2 protein-coding genes are annotated in these 23413 nt (G+C 69.7%); both read right to left on the bottom strand.

All coding sequences use genetic code 11. The features are described from left to right. Nucleotides 1-17329, bottom strand: a 17329-nt coding sequence (locus NA10_RS33535) for a non-ribosomal peptide synthetase (RefSeq protein WP_157556934.1), incomplete at its 3' end; no start/stop codon positions are given. Next, a partial coding sequence (locus NA10_RS33540) for a non-ribosomal peptide synthetase (protein ID WP_157556936.1) occupies nucleotides 17329-23413 on the bottom strand: 6085 nt, incomplete at its 5' end. The genes NA10_RS33540 and NA10_RS33535, both read right to left, overlap by 1 nt.

The following is a 23413-nucleotide window of genomic DNA, read 5'->3' on the forward strand; positions in this document are numbered from 1 at the left end:
TCACGTAGCGCAGCGCGAGCGGCTGTTCGCCCGCGGCGGCCCGCTCGGCGTCGATCAGCTGGTAGAACGCCGACGGGGTCTGGTTCAGCACCGTGACCCGTTCACGCCGCAGCAATTCCAGGAACTGCTCGGGCGAACGCGAAACGTAATAGTCGACCACCACGAGAGTGCCGCCGTAGAGCAGCGGACCCCACAGTTCCCAGACCGAGAAGTCGAACGCGTACGAGTGGAACAACGTCCACACATCATCGGCATTGAAACCGAAATCGCGATCGGTATTAGCCATGAGCCGCACCACATTCCGATGCGTTACCGCCACGCCCTTCGGGCGGCCGGTCGAACCGGAGGTGTAGATGACATACGCGACGTGATCCGGGCGCAGCACCGCCAGGCGATCGGCGTCGGTGAGGGCGGAGTCGTCGTCGACCGCGTCGTCGGCGTCCAGCATCACCACCGGCAGTCCGGCAGGCAGTTCCGTCGTCAGGGTGGAATCCACGATCACGCTGGTGGGCTCGGCATCGGACAGCACATAGGCGATGCGATCGGCGGGGTTGGTCGGATCCACCGGAACATATCCGGCACCGGTCTTGACCACGGCCAGGAGCGCCACCACCAGGTCGAGCGAGCGCGGCAGCAGTACGGCCACCAGCGTCTCGGGTCCGGCTCCATTGCGGATCAGCCTGCGCGCCAGCCGATTCGCGCGCCGATCCAGCTCACCATAGGTCAGCTCGTCGGCGCCGAACCGCAGCGCCGTCTGCTCGGTGTTCGCCGTCACGGTCTGCTCGAACAGGGCCGCGAGCGTAGCGTCCGCGGCCGTGAACGGGTTCGCGGTCGCCACGGAGGTTTCCGCGATGTCGCGGCCACCGGACACCCACCGCTCGGACACCCGAAGACGCTCATCCGCGTCCAGCAGGTCGATATCGCCGACCGGCACGGTGGCATCGGCGGCGACGGCCGCGAGGATGCGCTCGAAGCGACGGGACAGCGCCGCCGCCGCAGCGGCGTCGAACAGGTCTGTGGCATAGAGCAATTCGCCGCACAGCTCACCGGTTTCGGCGTGCACGCCGAGCGTCAGCTGCAGATCCACCTTGACGGTCTGCTGATCGACGGTCAGGCCGCCGACCTCGAGACCTGACAGCGCCACCTCGACCTGATCCAGGTTCTGCAGGGTCAGCAGCACCTGAACCAGCGGATGCCGGGCCTGCGAGCGGGCCGGGTTGAGCACCTCGACCAGGCGCTCGAACGGCACATCGGCGTGGGCGAAGGCACGCAGGTCTCGCTCGCGCACCTGGCGCAGCAGGTCACCGAAGCCGTCCCGTGAGCGGACGGTCGTCCGCAGCACCAGCGTATTGACGAACATGCCGACCAGATCGTCCAGCCTCTGCTCACCGCGTCCGGCGACGGCGGTGCCGATGGCGATATCCGCGGTGCCGCTGGAACGAGCGAGCAGAGTGGCGAAAGCGCTGTGCAGCACCATGAATCGAGTTGCGCCGTACCGACGCGCGACCTCGTCCAGCGCGGCGACCACCGCGCCGGGAACCTGGAAACGGTGGGTACCGGCCCGATACGAGGCCACGGCCGGGCGCGGGCGCACCGACAGCTCCAGCTCATCGGGGAGTCCCGCGAGCGTCTCGGTCCAGTAATCGAGCTGACGGCTCAACACCGAGGCCGAATCCTGTTCGGAGCCGAGGGTTTCGCGCTGCCAGAGCGCGAAATCCGCGTACTGCACCGGTAGCGGCTCCCAGACTGGGGCAACGCCGGTCGCACGCGCGGCATACGCGGTCATCACATCCTGCGCGAGGGGCTGGATGGACCAGCCGTCACCGGCGATGTGATGCAGGACGACGACGAGTACGTGGGCCGGACGCCCGGCATCGATCACCCGGAACAGCCGCCACCGCACCGGCGGATCGGCCGTCACATCGAACCCGGTCGTCACCAGTGCGCCGACCCGATCGACGAGCTCGGCCTCCACGATATCGGCCACCGGCGCGGTCGAGACCCGGTAGCCGATCGGGTGGATCAGCTGAACAGGTTCGCCCGCAGCGGTTTCCGGATAGTAGGTGCGGAGCACCTCGTGACGGTCGAAGACATCGCCCACCGCCGCGACGAGCGCACCGACATTCAGATCCCCGGTCAGGCGAACCGCCAGCGGGATATTGTCGGCCGCCGAATCCGCGTCGAAGCGGTTGAGGAACCACATGCGCTGCTGCGCCAGCGAAAGCGGCAGCACGTCCGGACGGGCCTGCGCCACCAGCGGAGCGCGCCCGCCGGATCCCGCCACCGCGGCCACCGCGGCCGCGAGCGCACCGACGGTCGGCGTCTCGAAGAGTGCGCGCACGCCGACCTCGGCCCGCACCGCGGCGGACAGTCGAGCCACGACGCGCGTGGCGATCAGCGAATTGCCGCCGAGTTCGAAGAAATCATCGTCCAGGCCGACCCGATCGAGGCCGAGTACCTCGGTGAATACACCGGCCACGAGCTCTTCGATGGGGGTGGCCGGAGCCCGGAACACCTTGGCCTCGAAGACCGGTGCGGGCAGCGCCCGGCGATCCAGCTTTCCGGAGGCATTGAGCGGCAGCGCGTTCAGCACCATGAAGACGGCGGGCACCATATAGCCCGGCAACACGGCGGCCAGGGCGGTGCGCACGATATCGGTCCGCACCTGGTCGGCGGCGGGGACCAGGTACGCCACCAGCGCCCCGCCTCCCCGCGCCCGATCACCGAGCGGATCGGCGACCACCACCACCGCCTGGGCGATGGAATCCATTGCCGTGAGCGCGGATTCGATCTCGCCGAGTTCGATGCGCAGGCCACGCAGCTTCACCTGGAAATCGGTGCGGCCCAGGTACTCGATCTCCCCGTCCGCATTCCATTTCACCAGGTCGCCGGTGCGGTACATCCGGCTGCCGACCGGACCGAAGGGGTTGGCGACAAAGCGATCAGAGGACAGATCCGGGCGTCCCAGGTAACCCCGGGCGAGTTGTTCGCCCGCGAGATAGAGCTCACCCGCGACGCCCGCGGCGACCGGATGCAGGCGGGCGTCGAGCACATAGACCTGCGTGTTCCAGACCGGCCGGCCGATCGGCACCGCGACGGTGTCGGCATCGGTCACCTCGTGATAGGTGACGTCGACCGCGGCCTCGGTCGGGCCGTACAGGTTGTGCAGCACCGCGCCGGTCAGCTCGCGCAGGCGCTGTGCGGTGGCGGCAGGCAGCGCCTCACCGGAGGCGAACACCTGACGCAAACGCACACCATCGGTCCGCGGGCCGGAGTCGGCGAGCGCACTGACGAAAGCCGAGAGCATCGAGGGCACGAAATGCGCTGTGGTGACGCCCTCCTCGGCGATGACCCGGGCCAGATAGGCCGGATCGCGGTGGCCGTCGGGCCTGGCCACGACCAGACGCGCACCGGTGAGCAGCGGCCAGAAGAACTCCCAGACCGAGACGTCGAAGGTGGCCGGGGTCTTCTGCAGCACCGCGTCCGAGGCGTCGAGCTGGTACTCCGATTGCATCCACACCAGGCGATTCACAATCGCGGAGTGGGTCACCGCCACGCCCTTGGGGCGTCCGGTGGAGCCGGAGGTGAAGATGACGTACGCGGTGTTCGCACCGCGGATCGGGCCCAGGCGCTCCGCATCGGTGAGCGGCTCCTCGGCGTAGCCGGAGAGCTCCAGGTGGTCCAGGCGCACCTGCGCGGTATCGACTTCCAGATCGAAACCGGAGGTCAGCACGGCCACCGGGTCCGCGGTGGCGAGGATGTACTCGATGCGATCGGCGGGCTGATCCGGATCCAGCGGCACGTACGCACCGCCGGCGGAGAGTACCGCGTACATGCCGACGACCAGGTCGGTCGAGCGCCGCATACCCAGGGCCACCAGCGAATCCGGGCCGACACCGTGCGCGACCAGATGCCGGGCCAGGCGATTCACCCGCTCGTGCAGTTCGGCGTAGGTCAGCGTGACGCCCTCGAAGGTGAGCGCCGGTGCGTGCGCGGAGCGGATGGCCTGCGCCTCGAAGAGCGAAACCAGCGACGGCACACCGTCGTCCAGCCTGAGGTCGGCGACGGTGTCGTTCCACTCGTGCAACAGCACTGCGCGCTCATCCGCGCCGAGCAGTTCGATATCACCGATGGGGGCGCTCGGATCGGCGATGGCGGCCGCGAGGACCCGTTCGAAACGAGCGGCGAAGCCCGCGACGGTGGCCGGGTCGAAGAGGTCGGTGGCGTAGCGCAGGACGCCGCGCAGGGTGGTGTCCCCCGCGTCGTCGGCGATCTCGGTGAAGGCCAGCGAGAGGTCGAACTGCGCGGTGGTGTTCTCCAGCGGGTAGGCCGAAACCTCGAGGCCCGGCAGGCGCAGCACGGTGTCGTCGCGATGCTCGAAGGTCAGCAGCGCCTGCACCAGGGGCGAATGAGCCTGGGAACGAACGGGATTCAGCTCGTCGACCAGGCGCTCGAAGGGCAGATCGGCGTGTGCGAAGGCACGCACGTCGGTCTCCCGGACGGTGCCGAGCAGCTGGGTGAAACCGGCGTCCGCGGGCACCGGGGTGCGCAGCACCAGGGTGTTCACGAACATGCCGACGAGTTCGTCGAGAGCCTGTTCGGAGCGGCCCGCGATGGGTGTGCCGATGGCGATGTCCTCGGTGCCGGTCAGCCGGGCCAGCAGCACGGCGTAGGCGGCGTGCACCACCATGAAGGTCGAGACACCGTGCCGCCGTGCCAGTTCCGCGAGCGCGGCGGTGGCGCCGGCGGGGATCTCGAACAGGTGCGCCGCACCGCGACCGGTGGCCACCGCGGGGCGGGGACGATCGGTGGGCAACTCCAGTACCGGTGCGAGACCGTCGAGTTCGGCGCGCCAGTGCGCGATCTGACCGGCGAGCACCGACTCCGGATCGTCGGCGCTGCCCAGCACCTCGCGCTGCCAGAGCGTGAAGTCGGGGTACTGCACCGGCAGCGGCTCCCACTGCGGGGCAGCGCCTTCGATGCGCGCCGCGTAGGCGACCACCAGATCACGAGCCAGCGGAACGGTCGAAACACCGTCCGCCGCGATGTGATGCGTGACCACCACGAGCACATGCTCGGCGACCGCGGTCCGGTCGGCGGTCGCGGTGCGGAAAAGGTATGCGCGAATGGGGAGTTCGGTGCGCAGGTCGAAGCCGCGCCCGGCCACCTCGGCGACGGCCGCGACCGGATCCCCGGTCTCCACCGGGGTGAGTTCGGGCAGTCGCGCCTGCTCGGGCGACAGCACCACCTGCATCGGTCCGGCGGCATCCTCGGGGAAGAGAGTGCGCAGCGCCTCGTGGCGATCGAGTACATCGGCGAGAGCGGCGTTCAGGGCCGTCACGTCGAGAGCCCCGGAAAGCCGGATGGCGGCGGGGATGTTGTAGACCGCGGACTCCGGCTCCAGCCGGTTCAGCAGCCACATGCGAGTCTGCGCCAGCGACAGCGGAATTCGATCCGAGCGGCGCATCGGCACGAGCGGCGGGACGCGGCGGTCACCGCGCAGCACCCGGGCGGCGAGTTCGGCGACGGTGGGCGCCTCGAAGATCTCGCGCACACTCAGTTCACAACCCAGCGCGGCATTGGCGCGGGCCACCAGGCGCATGGCGAGCAGCGAATTGCCACCCCGGGTGAAGAAGTCGTCATCCGCGCCGATGGCCGCGCCACCGAGCAGATCCGCGACAAGGGTGGCGAGCACCGATTCCACGCCCTCCTTGGGCGCACGGAATGCCGTGGCGGCGGCGGCGAATTCGACCGCGGGCAGTGCTTTGCGATCGAGTTTGCCGACACCGGTGAGCGGCATCTCCGCCAGCAGCACCACGTGCGCGGGGACCATATAGGCGGGCAATTGGGCGCGCGCCTGGGTCAGCACCCGGTCCGCGGACAACCCCGTCCCGGCGACATAGGCGACCAGGCAGTCCGTCCCGGCGGTGTCCTGGGCCAGCAGCACCGCGGCATTGGCGACACCGTCGGCGGCCAGCAGCGCGGCCTCGATCTCACCGAGTTCGATGCGCTGTCCGCGCAGCTTGACCTGGAAATCATTGCGGCCCAGATAGACCAGCGCGCCCGCCCGATTCCAGCGCACCAGATCACCGGTGCGGTACATGCGCGAACCGGGAACGCCGAACGGATCGGCGATGAAACGCTCACCGGTCAGCCCGCCCCGGCCCTGATAGCCGCGGGCCAGCTGATCCCCGGCCAGATACAACTCACCGGTGACGCCCGTCGGCACCGGACGCAGCCGGGCGTCCAGGACATAGGCGCGGGTGTTCCAGTTGGGCCGGCCGATGGCCACCTCGAATTCCGGATCGGCATCGGAGAATTCGTGGTAGATGGTGGAGATGGCGGCCTCGGTGGGGCCGTAGGCATTGTGCACGGCGCCGGAGACCTCGGCGCGCAGCTGGGTGAGCAGTTCGGCCGAAAGCGCCTCACCGCCGGTGTGCAGATGCCGGAAGGAGCGCAGCGCGTCCCCGTGTCCCTCGGCGACCAGGGCGGCCAGCACCGAGGGCACATGCTCGGCGATGGTGACACCGTGCTCACGCATGAGTCCGGCCAGATAGTCCAGATCCTGATGGCCGCCGGGGCGCGGAATCACCAGGGGCGCACCGACGAGCGCGGGCAGGAAGCACTCCCACACCGAGACGTCGAAGGTGAGCGGTGCGCGCTGCATGATGCGGTCGGCCGCGGTGACGCCGTAGCGATCCTGGAGCCAGCGCAGCTGATTCATGATGGCGCGATGGTCGGTGGCCACGCCCTTGGGCAGACCGGTCGAGCCGGAGGTGAACAGCACGTAGGCGAGATTCTCCGGGCGCAGCTCACCCAGCCGATCGGCATTGGTGAGCGGCGCGGGCGAGTACTCCGAAAGCTCCAGTGCCGCAAAGTCGATGCCGCGTACGCCCGCGATTTCAGGTAGTGCGGCGCCGCCGACGATCAGGACCAGCGAGGTGTTCGAGGTGCCCAGCACGTGGGCGATCCGGTCCGCCGGATGCGCGGGGTCCACGGGCACGTACGCCGCACCCGCCTGCACGATGGCATACAGCGCGATCACCATGTCCGGGCAGCGCTCCGCGGTGACGCCGACAATCGCGTCGGGTCCGACGCCCTGTGAAACAAGGTGGCGGGCAAGGCGATTGGCGCGGTCGGCCAGCTCGGCGTAGCTGAGGGTCGCGCCCTCGAAGATCAGCGCCACGGTCTCCGGATCCCGTGCGGCCCGATCGTCCAGCAGATCGGCGAGGGTTTCGCGGGGCAGTGCGCGCGCGGTCGCATTTCGATCGGAGAGCAGCAGGCCGCGTTCGGCGAAGGACATGATCTCGACATCACCGGCGATGACGCGCGGATCGGTGATCATGGCGCGCAGCAGCCGCTCGAACGCGGCCAGGAACTCGGTGACGGTGGATCCGTCGAAAAGGTCCGCCGCGTAGTTCACATGCACATCCAGACCCGCGGGGGCTCCGGTGGCGTCGGTGGTCTCCCACAGCGTCCAGTCCAGATCGAACTGGACGGTGGAGACCTCCACTTCGAGGGCCTCGATGGCCAAGCGGTTCAGCCGGATATCGGGCTGGGCGTGATTCTGCAGGGTGAGCGTCACCTGGCACAGCGGCGCGTGCGCCTGTGAGCGCACCGGGTTCAGGGCGTCGACCAGGGTCTCGAAGGGGACGGCGGCATGGTCGAACGCGGCGAGATCGAAACCGCGCACCTCGCCGAGCAGCTCACCGAGGGTGGCTTCGGGCCGTACCTCGGTGCGCAGCACCAGGGTGTTCACGAACATGCCGACCAGCTCGTCCAGGGACTCGTCACCGCGTCCGGCGACGGGCGTACCGATCACGATGTCACCGGTGCCGGACAGCCGGGCCAGCAGCACCGCGAGCGCGGTGTGCAGCACCATGAAGGTGGTCACCCGCTGCTCGGCGGCGAATTCCAGCAGCGCCGAGTGCAATTGGGCGTCGAGTCGGCCGGTGACGGTCCCACCGCGGCCGCTGGCGACGGGCGGGCGGGGGCGATCCGCCGGGAGCGTCAGGACATCGGGCAGACCGTCGAGGCGGCGGGTCCAGAAGCCCAGCTGTCGGCTCAACGCCGAGTCCGGGTCCTCGACGCTGCCGAGCGCGGTGCGCTGCCAGAGCGCGAAGTCCGCGTACTGCACCGGCAACGGCGCCGGATTCGGAACGATACCGGCACAGCGCGAGACGTAGGCGTTCGCCAGATCCCGGGTGAGCGGTGCGAAGGACCAGCCGTCGGCGGCGATGTGATGCACCACGAACAACAGCACATGCGCGTTCGGCTTATCGGCCAGGTGCAGCAGGCGCGCCCGGACGGGAACCTCGGCGGTGACATCGAAGACGGTGCGCGCCAGCGAATCCACCAGCATGGGCAGTTCGGCGGTGGTGACCGTCTCGGGCACCAGCTCGACCAGGTGGGTGCCCGCGGGCAGGATGAGCTGGGTGGCCTCGCCGTCCCGCTCCGGGTAGAGCGTGCGCAGGGTCTCGTGCCTGGCCATCACATCAATGACGGCGTGCCGGAGTGCGGCCACATTCAGCGCACCGGTCAGGCGCAGCGCGAACGGAATGTTGTAACCGCCGCCCCGCGCGTCGAAGCGATTGAGGAACCACATGCGCTGCTGGGCGATGGAGAGCGGGATGACATCGCCGCGCGGCAGGGCGACCAGCGGCGGCAACGGCACGGCGATATCGCTGTCCGACAGCTCGATTCGCGCGGCCAGCGCACGCACGGTGGAGGCGTCGAAGATGACGCGCAGCGGCACCTGGACCCCGGTGGCCCTGGTGAGGCGGGCGGCCAGCTGGGTGGCGACCAGGGAATTACCGCCGAGGGCGAAGAAGTCGTCCTCCGCGCCGATCCGATCGACACCGAGCAGCGCACCGAAGATCTCGGCGACCAGCGCCTCGGCGGAACCGCTGGTGGCCTGGAACTCCCGGTGCGCGGGACGGGGCGCGGGCAGGGCGCGACGGTCCAGCTTGCCGGAGGCATTGAGCGGCAACGCGTCCAGCACGAGGTAGACCGAGGGCACCATATAGGCCGGAAGCGCCAGGGCCAGTTCGGCTTCCACCTCCGCGGTGACGATCTCCGCCCCCGGGTCGGCGACCAGATAAGCCACCAGCGTGCCGCCGAGGCGCTGATCCTCGTGCACCAGCACGACGGCCTGGGCGACGGCGCCCAGTGCGGTGAGCGCGGTCTCGATCTCGCCGAGTTCGATGCGCAGACCGCGCAGCTTGACCTGGAAGTCGGTGCGGCCCAGGTATTCCAGCTCACCGTCGGCGGTCCACTCGACCAGATCGCCGGTGCGGTACATGCGCTCGGCATCGCCGAAGGGGTTGGCCACGAAGCGATCCGCGGTCAGATCCGACCGTGCCACATAGCCGGTGGCCAGCTGGGCACCGGCCAGGTAGAGCTCACCCGGCACGCCGGCCGGAACCGGGCGCAGCCGCGAATCCAGCACGTACAGCCGGGTATTGAAAACAGGACGGCCGATCGGGACGGTGACGGTGTCGGCGTCGGTGGTGCGGTGATAGGTGACATCGACCGCGGCCTCGGTGGGCCCGTAGAGATTGTGCAGTTCGGCCCCGGTGCGGGCGCGCAGCCGCTGTGCGGTGATGGCGGGCAGGGCTTCTCCGGAAGCGAAGACCTGTCGCAGCGAGCTGCATTGCGCGGCCTCGGGTTCGGCAAGGAAGACCGCGAGCATGGACGGTACGAAGTGCACGGTGGTGACGCCGCGGTCAGCGATGAGCTCGGCCAGATACGCCGGATCGCGATGCCCGTCCGGCCTGGCCACGATCAGCCGGGCGCCGATCTGCAGGGGCCAGAAGAACTCCCACACCGAGACGTCGAAGGTGGCCGGGGTCTTCTGCAGCACCACATCGGCGGGGGTGAGCCGGTATTCGGCCTGCATCCACACCAGGCGATTCACAATGGCGGCGTGCGAGACTGCGACGCCCTTGGGGCGGCCGGTCGAACCGGAGGTGAAGATGACGTAGGCGGTATTGCCCGGGTGCAGCGGGGTGCGGCGATCGGCGTCGGTCAGCGGGGCATCGGAGTAACCCGACAACCGCAGCCGATCGAATCGGATCTGCTGTCCCGCAATACCTTCCAGGTCCGCGCCGGAGGTGAGCACGCAGACCGGGCGGGCGGTCTCCACGATGTACCGGGTGCGCTCGACCGGATGATCCGGGTCCAGCGGCACATACGCGCCACCCGCCGCGAGGACGGCGTACATGGCGATCACCAGATCGAGCGAGCGGCGCATGCCCAGTGCCGCCGAGGTCTCCGCGCCGACGCCCTGCTCGACCAGGTAGCGGGCGAGGCGGTGCACGCTCGCGGCGAATTCGGCGTAGGACAGAGTTGTCCCCTCGAATTCGACGGCGGGGGCGTCGGGGCTGGTCAGTGCCCGCTCCTCGAAGAGGGAGACCAGTGTCGCGGTCGCGTCGACGGGCGCGGCGGTGTCATTCCAGCGGCGTAGAACCAACTCCTGCTCGGCGGGTTCGAGCAGGTCGATATCGCCGACGCGGACCTCGGGGTCGGCGGCGACGGCCGCCAGCACGCGGCACAGGCGGGTGGTGAAGGCGGTCGCGGTGGCCGGATCGAAGAGTTCGGCGGCGTAGCGCAGGCCGGCGGTCAGACGGTTGTCCGCCGTCGCGTTCACGACCAGTTGCAGATCGAACTTCGCGACCGTATCCGGCAGTTCGATGGGTGTCACGGTGAGCGCGGGAAGTGTGAATTCCGTTGCCTCGCCGCGGTCTTCACCGAAGCTGAGCATGACCTGGAACAGCGGATGCGCACCCGTGGAGCGGTCCACCACCAGATCGTCGACCAGACGCTCGAAGGGGAGGTCGGCGTGGGCGTAGGCGGCCAGGTCGGTATCGCGGGTACGGGCGAGCAGATCGGTGAAGGACTCGGCGGGATCGACCTCGGTGCGCAGCACCAGGGTGTTGACGAACATGCCGATGAGCGCGTCCAGCTCACGTTCACCGCGGCCGCCGACGGGGGTGCCGATGGCGATATCGCCGGTGCCCGAGAGGCGGGCCAGGGTGACGGCGAAGGCGGCGTGCACCACCATGAAGAGCGTGGCCTGCTCGCGGCGGGCCACCTCGCGCAGTCCGGCCGAGATATCCCCGTCAATGATGAAATCGACTGTGCCGCCGGTGTTCTCCGGCTGCGCGGGGCGCGGGCGATCGGTGGGCAGGGCCAGTTGCGCCGGAAGTCCGGCCAGGGTGTTCCGCCAGAACTCCAGCTGCTGGTGGGCCAGGTCGCCCGGGGTGGTCTCCGAGCCGAGCACCGCGCGCTGCCAGAGGCTGTAGTCGGCATACTGGACGGCCAGCGGCTCCCAGTCGGGGGCCGCACCCGCGAGGCGCGCGGTGTACGCGGTCACCAGATCGCTGACCAGCGGTCCCATCGAGAGGGCGTCGCCGGTGATGTGGTGCAGCACCATGACCAGCACGTACTCATCGGCGTCGAAGGGCGCGTCCGGACCGCGGTCGACCACGAGCAGTGCGATGCGCGAGGGCAATTCGCGCACCACGTCGAACGGAGCCTGAGCGATGGCGGTGACGGCCGCGACGATCTCGGACTCCTGGACCGGGACCGGATTCAGGGTGAGGCCGACGTCGACGGGGTCCAGGGTCTTCTGGTACGGCCCGAATTCGGTGTCCGGATAGTAGGTGCGCAGCGATTCGTGGCGGGCCAGCACATCCAGTACGGCCTGCTCCATGGCCATTACATCGAGGCGGCCGCTCAGGCGCAGCACGATCGGCAGGTTGTAGCTGCTCGGGCGCTCCTGTTCGCTCTCCAGGCGGTTGAGGAACCACAGGCGCTGCTGGGCCGAGGAGAGCGGTACGCGATCGGTGCGGGGCTGCGGGACCAGGGCCGGGCGCGCGGTGGCGCCGGCCAACGCGCCGACGGCGGCGGCGAAGCCCTCGACGGTGCCCGCGTCGAACAGGGTGCGGACCGGAATGCGCACGCCCAGTTCGGCTCCGGTGCGGGCGGTGACCTGGGTGGCGTAGAGGGAGCTGCCGCCGAGGGCGAAGAAATCGTCGTCCAGGCCGATGGTCTCCAGGCCCAGCACCTCGGCGAAGACGCGGACGACCAGGCGTTGCACGGCATCGACGGGGGCGCGGAAACGCTTGACGGCCAAAGTCGGAACGGGCAGGGCGCCGCGGTCCAGCTTGCCGCTGGTGCCGAGCGGGAATTCGGCGAGTTCCACGATCACGGTGGGCACCATGTAGGCGGGGACCAGTGTGGTGAGCCGATCGCGCAGCGTATCGGTATCGAGATCGGTTCCGGGGGTGCGGATCACGTATCCGGCGAGGAAGTCGCCCGTCTCGCCGGGGATGACCCGGACGGCGGCCTGGGCCACCTCGGGGCCGGTGAGCAGGGCGGTCTCGATCTCGGCGAGTTCGATGCGCTGGCCGCGGAATTTGACCTGGAAATCGATGCGGCCCAGGTAGACCAGCTCGCCCTCCGGGGTCCACTTCACCAGATCGCCGGTGCGGTACATGCGCTCGCCGCCGAGGCCGAAGGGGTTGGCCACGAAGCGATCCGAGGTGAGATCGACCCGGCCGTGGTAGCCGCGCGCCAACTGCACGCCCGCCAGGTAGAGCTCACCCGGTACGCCGATGGGGGCGGGACGCAGGCGCGAATCCAGCACGTAGACCTGGGTATTCCACTCCGGCTCGCCCATCGGCACGGCCTGGGTCTCCTCGCCGACCTCGCGGAAGGTGACGGTGACCGCGGCCTCGGTGGGGCCGTACAGATTGTGCAGACCGGCATCGCAGACCGCGCGGAAGGCCGTGACCGTCTCCGGTGGGAAAGCCTCACCGGCGACGAAAACCTCACGCAGCGAATCGAGTTCGCCGGGCTCGGCGTGAGTGGCGAAGACCGCCAGCATGGAGGGGACGAAATCGGTGAGCGTCACCCCGTGCTCGGCAACGGTTTCCGCGAGGTAGCGGGCATCGCGGTGACCGTCGGGGGCGGCCAGCACCATGGTGGCGCCGGCGCGCAGCGGCAGGAAGTAGCCCCATAGCGAGACGTCGAAGGTGGAGACGGTCTTCTGCAGGTAGACGTCCTTGCGGCCGATGCGGTACTCGGCCTGCATCCACGCCATCTGATTGGCGATGGCGCGGTGGCTGACGGCCACGCCCTTGGGCTTACCGGTGGAGCCGGAGGTGAACAGGACGTAGGCCGGATGCTCCGGGTGCAGGGCTGCACGGCGATCACGGTCGGTGACGCGTCCGGGCCGGTAGCCGTCCAGGTCCAGCTCGTCGACGCGGTGCAGCGGGAGGTCGACGCCGGCGGGCAGGGCGAAACCGTCACCGGCGGTAGTCAATACGAGCTGCGGCCGGGCCGTGTCGAGAATATGGCCGATACGCTCGATCGGATGCGAGGGGTCGACGGGCACGTACGCACCACCGGCGCGCAGCACGGCGTACATGGCGATGATGAGCTCCACCGAGCGCGCCATGGCGAGTACCACAAGTGATTCGGGGCCGACGCCGGCCTCGATGAGCAGGCGGGCCAGTCGATTGGCGCGCTCGTCGAGTTCGGCGTAGCTGAGTTCGGTCTCACCGAACACCAGGGCGCGCGCCGCGGGGGTGCGCTGCGCCTGGGCGTCGAAACCGGCGTGCAGGAACAGATCCGGGACCTTGTGACCGGTGGCGTTCCAGGAGTCCACCACATAGTCGCGCTCACCCGCATCGAGGAGTTCGATATCGCCGACGGGGCGGTCGGGAGCGGCGGTGGCGGCGGTGAGCAGGCGGAGGAATTTGGCGGCGAACTCGCCGACCGTGGGCTCATCGAAGAGTGCGGTGGCGTAATTGAATTCGGCACGATAGCCGTCGCCCTGCTCGGCGACGGTCAGTTGGAGATCGAATTTGGCGAAGCCGGAATCGAATTCGACCAGCTCGGCCCGGACACCGGGGAGTTCGGGGGTGTCCGCACCGAGGTTCTGCATGACCAGCGCCACCTGGAAGAGCGGGTGGCGATTGCGGGCGCGGACCGGGTTCAGCACCTCGACCAGGCGCTCGAACGGTACATCCCGGTGCGCGAAGGCGCGCAGATCGCGTTCGCGCGCCACCGAGACCAGCTCGGCGAAGGACAGTCCACCGCGCACCTCGGTGCGCAGCACCAGGGTGTTGACGAACATGCCGACCAGCTCGTCCAGCGCGCGTTCACCGCGACCCGCGACGGCGGTGCCGATGGCGATATCGGCGGTACCGGACAGGCGCGCCAGCAGGGCGGCCAGCGCGGCGTGCAGCACCATGAACGGGGTCGCCCGGCTCTGTGCGGCGAGGGTGTCGACGGCCGTGCGCAGCTCGGCGTCGATATCGAAACCGACCGTCGCGCCGCGGTATTCGCTCACCGCCGGGCGGGGGCGGTCGGCGGGCAGGTCCAATTGCGCCGGGAGCTCGGCCAGTTCCCGGGTCCAGAACGAAAGCTGGCGGGCGGCAAGCGATTCCGAATCGGTGTCATCTCCCAGTAGACGCTGCTGCCAGAGCGCGTAATCGGCGTACTGCACGTCCAGCGGAGCCCAGTCGGGTCGCTCCCCCGCACGGCGCGCGGTGTACGCCTCGACCAGATCGCGGACCAGCGGGGCCATGGAGACGCCGTCGGCCGCGATATGGTGCACCACCAGCACCAGGGTGTGATCGGCGGGATCGACCCGGAAAAGGCGCAGCTGCAACGGAATCTGCGCGGCGACGTCGAATCCGCGCCGGGCCTGCGCCTCAACGGCCGAGCGCAGCAGGGCGTCGGTGGTGTCGATCGGGGCCAGCTGGTCGGCGATCGGATGGCCCGCGGTGAGCGGTCCGAGCGGGGCGGTGTGCACCAGCTGGATCGGGCCCGCGGGCGTCTGCGGGTAGGAGGTGCGCAGCACCTCGTGCCGGGCGATCAGATCGGTGACCGCCGCGGCGAGGGCGGTCCGGTCCAGATCGCCCCGCAGGCGCAGCGCGACGATCACATTGTCGACCGCGGCGGCGTCGAATCCGTCGGCGGCCGTCTCGGATTCGGTGTGCGCCAAGCGGTTCAGGAACCACATGCGCTGCTGTGCGGGCGAGAGCGGCACCAGCGCGGGCCGCTCCCCCGCCGCCAGTACCGGTCGATCGGCGTCGAATTCGGCGGGTCCGATCAGCGCCACGTCCGAATCCGCCTGTGCGGCCGGATCATCGGCGAGCAGCGCCAGCGCCGCGACGGTGGGGCGGTCGAAGAAGTCGCGCACATCGAAGGTGATGCGCAGCGCCTCGGAGACCCGGGCGATGGCGCGGGTGGCGATGAGCGAGTTACCGCCGAGGGCGAAGAAGTCGTCGTCCGCGCCGATCCGGTCGGTACCGAGCAGATCAGCGAAGATGGCCGCGACGGCCAGTTCGGCGGTGGTCTCCGGGGCACGGAATACCACCGCGCTGTCGGTGAATTCGGGCTCGGGCAGCGCCCGGCGATCCAGCTTGCCGTTCGGGTTGAGCGGGAATTCCGGCAGCACCATAAGCAGGGCGGGCACCATGTACTCCGGCAGGCGCTCCCGCGCCGCCGCCAGCACCTCGGCCGTATCCAGGTTGTGGGCCGCGGCCGATGCGCCGACGGGCGCGACCGTGTCATCCGGCGCGGTCGTCGCGGGCACCACGTAGCCGACCAGATGATCGCCGGTGGCATTGCGATGCAGTACGACCGCCGCCTGCGCGACCCGGTCGTGGTTGAGCAGGGCGGCCTCGACCTCACCGAGTTCGATGCGCAGACCGCGCAGCTTCACCTGGAAATCGCTGCGGCCCAGGTACTCCAGTTCGTTCGGGCCGCCGTCCACCTGCTGCCAGCGCACCAGATCACCGGTGCGGTACATGCGATCACCGGGCGCGCCCTCGGGATTGGCGACGAAGCGCTCGCAGGTGAGTCCGGCGCGCGCCACGTAGCCGCGCGCCAATTGCACTCCGGCCAGGTACAACTCGCCGACCACCCCGGTCGGGACCGGGCGCAGATTGTCGTCCAGGACCAGCAGATCGGTATCGTCGGCGGCCGCGCCGATCGGCACCTGGACGATATCGGCGGCGGTCACCTCGTGGGCGGTGACGTCCACGGCCGCTTCGGTGGGGCCGTAGAGGTTGTGCAGCGTGGCTCCGCTGACATCGCGGAAATCGGCGGCGGTGGCGGCGGGCAGCGCCTCACCGGAGGCGAAAACCGCGCGCAGCGAATCGGATACGCCGTCGCGCGCCGCCTCGGCCACGAAGACCGAGAGCATGGAGGGCACGAAATGCGCGATGCTGATGCCGTAGTCGGCGATGGTGCGCAGCAGGTACGCGGGATCGCGGTGACCGTCCGGTTCGGCGATCACCAGGCGCGCGCCGACCTGCAGCGGCCAGAAGAACTCCCACACCGAGACATCGAAGGTGAAGGGCGTCTTCTGCAACACCGCGTCCGCGCCGTGCATCCGGTACATGCGCTGGCGCCAGCGCAGATTCGCCACGATCGCGCGATGCGAGACCGCGACGCCCTTGGGCCGTCCGGTCGAACCGGAGGTGAAGATGACGTAGGCGATATTGTCCGCCATCGGCTGCGGCACATCGAGATCGGCGACCGGGGCGTGGTCGGCGGCCGCGGCGGTGCGCTCGAACTCGTCGATGCGCAGCACCGGCACGGCGGTCTCGAACCGCGGCTCATCGGCCGAAGTCGTCAGTACGACAGCGGGATTCGCGATGGACAGCACATACGACAGGCGCTCGGCCGGATGATCCGGATCCAACGGCACGTACGCGCCACCGGCCTTCACAATGGCGTACATGCCGACCAGCAGTTCGAACGAACGCCGAACGGCCAAGCCCACCAGCACATCCGGGCCGACACCCAGGTCGAGCAGATGCCGGGCCAGGACATTGGCGCGGGCATCGAATTCGGCGTAGGTCAGGCTCTCCCCGCCGAACTGCAACGCCACCGCGTCGGGGGTGCGGCGCACCTGATCCTCGAACAGCGTGGCCAGGGTCTCGACCGGGGCCAGGTGCGGGGTGAGCACGGCCGCCGCGGCCTCGACCGCATCGTTCAGGAGGTCGTCCAGGACGGCGGCGAGCGCACCCTCCTCTCCCTCCATGAGCGCGGGCAATTGACCGGAGATGACCACCTGGACCAGGGCTTCGGGCTCCAGCGCGCCGCCCATGGCCTCGGCCAGCGCACCCAGCTCGGCGGCGAGCGCGCCGTAGCCGACGGTGACATCCCCGTACCGGACCGCAATGCGCTCCGGCTCCAGGGCCGCCACCGTTTCGATCAGATTGGGCAGGTCCGCGGCCCCATAGGCGCTGCGCAGCGCCGCATGGTTACCGAACCGGTTGAGGGCGACCGACTCCACACGAGACATCAGAGGTCTCCTTCTGACTGAACCAGCGCCTGCGCCGCGCCCGAAAGCGTGTGCAGGACTTGGGACAGGCCACCCGCACCGAGGGCAGCCAGGATGCCGGGCACCAGGCCGGCGAGCGCGACATTCACCAGGGCCTCCGGCTTCGCCGCGGCGCCCATGGCCCGGGCGACGGTGGCGATCTTGGTGGCGAGGTCGCGGTAGGTGACGCTGTGCGCGCCGTGCGTGACGGCGACAGCGTCGGGGGCCAGCTCGGCGGCGGCGGCGATCAGCGCCGGGAGCTCGGCCGCGGGCACCTCGGCGGGTGTCCGCTCCACCCCTGCCGGACGCGCGGACGCGCCCGGGGCCGAGGTGGACGCCGGACCGGAGTTGCCGCTGCGGGGCCGCTCCGATTCGGTACGAATATCGATGGCGCGCACCGCGACCGCCGGATCGGCGGCAATGGCCTCGAGCACGCGGCGCAGCCGCTCCGCCAGCAGGCGAATCGTGGCGGCGTCGAAAATGTCTGTCGCGTAGGCGAATTGCATGCGCAATCCGGTGACGCGACCGTGCGGGTCGTACTGCTCCAGCGCGGTCAGCTGGAGATCGAACTTGGCCTCGGTCAGGCGCGGTTCGAGTACCCGCACCTCGAGACCCGGCAGGGCCACCGCACCGGTATTCATATTCTGGAAGGCGAACATGACCTGGAACAGCGGGGTGTACGCGGAGGAACGGGCACGGCCGGAGGCCGAGAGCACCGCCTCCACCACCCGTTCGAACGGGATATCGGCTTGGGCCAGCGCGGCCAGATCACGATCGCGGACCTGGCGCAGCAGCTCGTGGAACGGGGCCCGGGCGTCCACCTCGGCGCGCAGCACCACGGTATTGACGAACATGCCGATCAGGTCGTCCAGCGCCCGCTCACCGCGTCCGGCGACGGGTGCGCCGATGGCGATATCGCTCAGACCCGAGAGCTTGGACAGCAGCACCGCGAACGCGCTGTGCAGCACACCGAAGAGCGTGGCGTTGTGCTCGCGGGCGACCGCGGTCAGGCGCTCGGTGAGCGCCGCCTCGATGTCGAAATCGACGGTGGCGCCGCGCATATCGCGCCGGGCCGGGCGTGGACGGTCGGTGGGCAGCGGGAGCTGCTCCGGGAGTCCGGCCAATTCACTCCGCCAGAAGCCGAGCTGGGTGTTGAGCAGGCTGTCCGGATCGGCCTCAGCGCCGAGCACGGTGCGCTGCCAGGCGCTGTAGTCGCCGTACTGGATGGCCAGCGGGGTCCACGCGGGAGCCGAACCGGAGAGCCGACTCGTGTACGCCCGCACCAGATCCCGTGCCATGGGCGCGACCGAATAGCCATCCGTGCTGATGTGGTGCATGACCACGACCAGCACATGCTCGGTCGCGGAGACCGCCAGCAGGGCCACGCGCACGGGCGGCGCGACGGTGACATCGAAACCGGCGGAGACGATTTCGGCGATACGGTCGTCGAGGACGTTGGCGGGCACGGTCATCGGGGTGAGGTCGAAACGCACCTCGTCCGCGGTGAGCACCTGCTGCACCGCCTCGCCGTCCACCTCCGGGTAGCGGGTGCGCAGAATCTCGTGACGCCGCACCAGATCCCGCAGTGCGGCGGCCAGCGCCTCCCGATCCAGGGTGCCGGTGAGCCGGATGGCGGCGGGCACGTTGTACGCGCCCGACTCCGGCGTCAGACGGTTGAGCACCCACATGCGCTGCTGCGAAAGCGACAGTGGTGCGGGCGATTCCGCGATCCGGCGCACCGGGGCGGGCCGGGTATCGGACGGATCGATCGCGGCCAGCCGCTCGGCCAGGGCCAGTACGGTCGGGGCCTCGAAGACCGCCGCCACCGGAACGCGCACGCCCAGGTCCGCGCCGAGACGGGCCGCGAGCCGGGTCGCCATGAGCGAATTACCGCCCAGGGCGAAGAAATCCGTGTCCAGGCCGACCGCGGTGGCCTCGCGTTCGGCGGGCGCACCCGCTGCCGGCAGACCGATCACCTCGGCGAAGGCCGCGGCGACCAGACACTCGATCCGCGACACCGGGGCCCGGTACGCGGCGACCGCGAAGGTCGGTTCGGGCAGGCGCGCCCGATCGACCTTGCCATTGGCATTGAGCGGCAGGGCATCCAGCACCACCAGGGCGGCCGGAACCATGTACTGCGGCAGGTCCGCGGTGAGCGCGGTGCGCAATTCGGCGGCCATCTCGTCGCGGCGGGCCGGGTCGATACCGGGCACGGCCGCGTAGGCGACCAACCGCGCGCCATGGCCGTCGGCACGGGCCACCGCCACCGCGGCGGTCACCCCATCCCGGCGGCGCAGGGCCGTCTCGACCTCACCGAGTTCGATGCGGAAGCCGCCGATCTTCACCTGGAAATCGGCGCGGGCGACGTACTCCAGGCTACCGTCCGCACGGCGGCGCACGATATCGCCGGTGCGGTACAGGCGACCCGCGCCGAACGGGTTGGCGATGAAGCGATCCGCGGTGAGCGCCGGGCGGCCGTGGTAGCCGCGGGCCAGCTGCGCCCCGGAGAGGTAGAGCTCACCGGGGACGCCGATCAGCACCGGTTGCAGGCGTGCGTCGAGTACATACGCACCGCTGTTCCAAGCCGGGGCGCCGATGGAGACCGCCTGCTCGGGACGCTCGGTCACCTCGCACGCGGTGATCGATACCGCGGCCTCGGTCGGGCCGTACAGGTTGAACAGTCGAGCCTTGCCCGGATTGTCCAGGAACTCCGCGGCCGTGGCGGCGGGCAGGGCTTCGCCGATGGCAAGCACCGCGCGCACCGAGGCGGGCAGTGCACCGGCGGTGAGCAGCATGCCGAGCAGGGACGGGACCGGGTGCAGGACGGTGACGGCGTGCGTCTCCATGAGCGCGCGCAGGCGGTCCGGATCACGTTCGTCACCGGGGGCGGTGACGACCAGGCTGCCGCCGGTGGTCAGGGGGGACCAGAATTCCCAGACCGAGAGGTCGAAGGTGGCGGGGGTCTTCAGCAGGGAGCGGTCGTTCGCGTCCAGGTCGAAAGTGGCACGCAGCCAATGCAGTTGGTTGGCAATGGCCGAGTGCGGGACCGCTACGCCCTTGGGCTTGCCGGTCGAGCCGGAGGTGAAGATCAGGTAGGCGGGGTTGTGCGGGCGCAGCGGGCGTACGCGGTCGGCGTCTTGGATCGGGGCGGATGAGTAAGCGGACAGATCAAGCTCGTCAATCCGCAGTACGTCGATGTCGCTGCCGTGCATCCCGGCCAAAAGCGCGCCGGGATGACGGGGGGAAGCGTCACCGGCGGCGCTGCGGGGGGAAGCATCGCCATCGGAGGTGGTGAGGATGGCTGCCGGGGCGGCGGTTTCGATGATGTGGGTGATGCGGTCGGCGGGGTGGTCCGGGTCGATCGGGACGTAGGCGGCACCGGACTTGACCACCGCGTACATGGCGATCACGAGGTCGAGGGAGCGGCGCAGCGCCAGCACGACCGTGTTCTCCGGGCCCACACCGGTGGCGATGAGGTGGCGGGCCAGGCGGTTCACCCGGGCGTCGAATTCGGCGTAGGTGAGCGTGGTTTCGCCCTCGGCGGTCAGGAGGGCGACCGCGTGCGGGGTGGCCGCGACCTGGGTGTCGACCAGATCCACCAGGGTGACCGGGGCGAGGGGGTGGTCGGTGGCATTCCACTCGGTGAGCACCTGCTCGCGCAGGTCCGCGCCGAGCAGATCGATCGCGCCGACGGTCGTATCCGGTGCGGCGGCAACGGCTTCCAGCATGCGGCGCAGGGCGGCGGCGAAGCGGGCGGCGGTGGCCTCGGTGAAGAGATCGGTGGCGTAGCCCAGGGTCAGGGCCATTCCGGCGGGTGCACCGGTCGGTCCGTAGTGATCGACCGCGAACAGGTGCAGGTCGAACTGGGCGATCTCATTGTCGAAGTCGACCTCCGCGACCGTCAGGCCGGGCAGTTCCAGGGTGGCCCGCTCATGGTTCTGGAAGGAGAAGCCGACCTGGAAGAGCGGATGCCGGGCGGTGGAGCGTGCCGGATTGAGCACCTCGACCAGGCGCTCGAACGGCACGTCGGCGTGTGCGAAGGCCGCGATATCGGCGGTGCGCACCCGGTCCAGCAGGGTCGAGAACGGTTCCGCCGCATCGATTTCGGTGCGCAGCACCAGGGTGTTCACGAACATGCCGATGATGTCGTCCAGGGCCTGCTCACCACGACCGGCGATCGGGGTGCCGACGGTGATGTCGGCGGTGCCGGACAGGCGGGCCAGCAGTGCCGAGAACGCCGCGTGCACCACCATGAACAGGGTCGCACCGTGGCCGCGGCCCACCCGGATGAGGCGGGTATGCAGTTCGGCGTCCACCGCGAGCTCGATCCGCTTGCCGCGCAGGCTCTGCCGGGCCGGACGCGGGAAATCGGTAGGCAGGTCCAGCTGATCCGGCAGCCCGGCGAGCGTGCTGCGCCAGAACGCGAGCTGCTGTGCCGCAACGGATTCGGTATCGTCCTCGGCACCGAGCAAGGCGCGCTGCCACAGGGCGTAGTCGGCGTACTGCACGGTCAGCGGGGACCATTCGGGAGCGCCACCGGCGAGATGCGCGCCATAGGCGAGCATGAGATCGCGGACGAACGGGACCAGCGAGGAGCCGTCGGCCGAAATATGATGCAGCGCACCGACGAACACGTACTCGCCGGGCCCGGCATCGGTGATGCGGAACAGTCGCAGTCGAACCGGAACCTCGGTGGTGACATCGAAACCGGCACCGGTGAACGCCCGAATACGCTGCGGCAGTTCGGCTTCGGTGCAGTCGATCGGAAGCAGCGGCTGTGCGGCCCGATCGGTGGGCAGAATCACCTGCACCGGACCGGCGGCGGTCTCGGGATAGATGGTGCGCAGCGTCTCGTGCCGCTCCACGACCTCGCCCACCGCCGCGCGCAATGCGGCCACATCCAGTTCACCGGAGAGCCGCAACGCCAACGGAATCGTGTACGCGGTGGAAGCGCCGTCGAAGCGGTTCAGGAACCACATGCGCTGCTGTGCGGGCGACAGCGGGAGCTGTTCGGGGCGAGCGCCCGCGACCAGGGCGGGGCGCGCACCCGACGGCGCGACCTCGACCCGCGCGGCCAGCCGACCGACCGCGGGAGCCTCGAACAGCGTCCGCACACCCAGATTCGTACCCAGCGCGGTGCCGATCCGGGCGACCGCCTTGGCGGCCAGCAGCGAACTGCCGCCCAGCTCGAAGAAGTCGTCATCCACACCGATGCGCTCGGCGCCGAGCAGATCGGCGAAGACACCGGCGACGATCTCCTCCGCCGGGGTGGCCGGAGCCAGGAACACCTTGGCCTCGAACACCGGTGCGGGCAGCGCCTTGCGATCCAGTTTCCCGGAAGCATTGAGCGGGAGGGCATCCAGCACCACGAACGCGGCGGGCACCATATAGCTCGGCAACGCGGCAGCCAGTGCGGTGCGCACCAGGTCCACCGGCACACCGTCGGCGGCCAGGACAGCACCGGACGATGCGGTCGCGGGCACCAGGTACGCCACCAACTGATCGCCGAGACGCTCATCCGCGCGCACCACGACCACGGCCTGGGCGACCGAATCCAGTGCGGTGAGCGCGGATTCGATCTCGCCGAGTTCGATGCGCAGACCGCGCAGCTTCACCTGGAAGTCGGTGCGGCCCAGGTACTCGAGCTCGCCCTCGGCATTCCACTTCACCAGATCGCCGGTGCGGTACAGCCGTTCACCGCTCGTACCGAAGGGGTTGGCAACGAAGCGATCCGCGGACAGATCCGGACGGCCGAGGTACCCGCGCGCCAGCTGATCACCGGCCAGGTACAGCTCACCCGTCACACCCGGCGCGACCGGGTTCAGCCGGGCATCGAGCACATAGGCGCGGGTATTCCACACCGGTCGGCCGATCGGCACCGAGAGGGTATCGGCGGCGGTGACCTCGTGATAGGTCACGTCGACCGCGGCTTCGGTCGGGCCGTACAGGTTGTGCAGCCGCGCACCGGTCAGCTCACGCAGCTGCTGCGCGATCGGGGCGGGCAGCGCCTCACCGGAGGCGAACACCTGCCGCAGCGCCGTGCATTCGGCAGCCTTCGACTCCGCT

Source organism: Nocardia acidivorans NBRC 108247 (assembly GCF_001625085.1).
In the GTDB taxonomy this organism is placed as follows: domain Bacteria; phylum Actinomycetota; class Actinomycetes; order Mycobacteriales; family Mycobacteriaceae; genus Nocardia; species Nocardia acidivorans.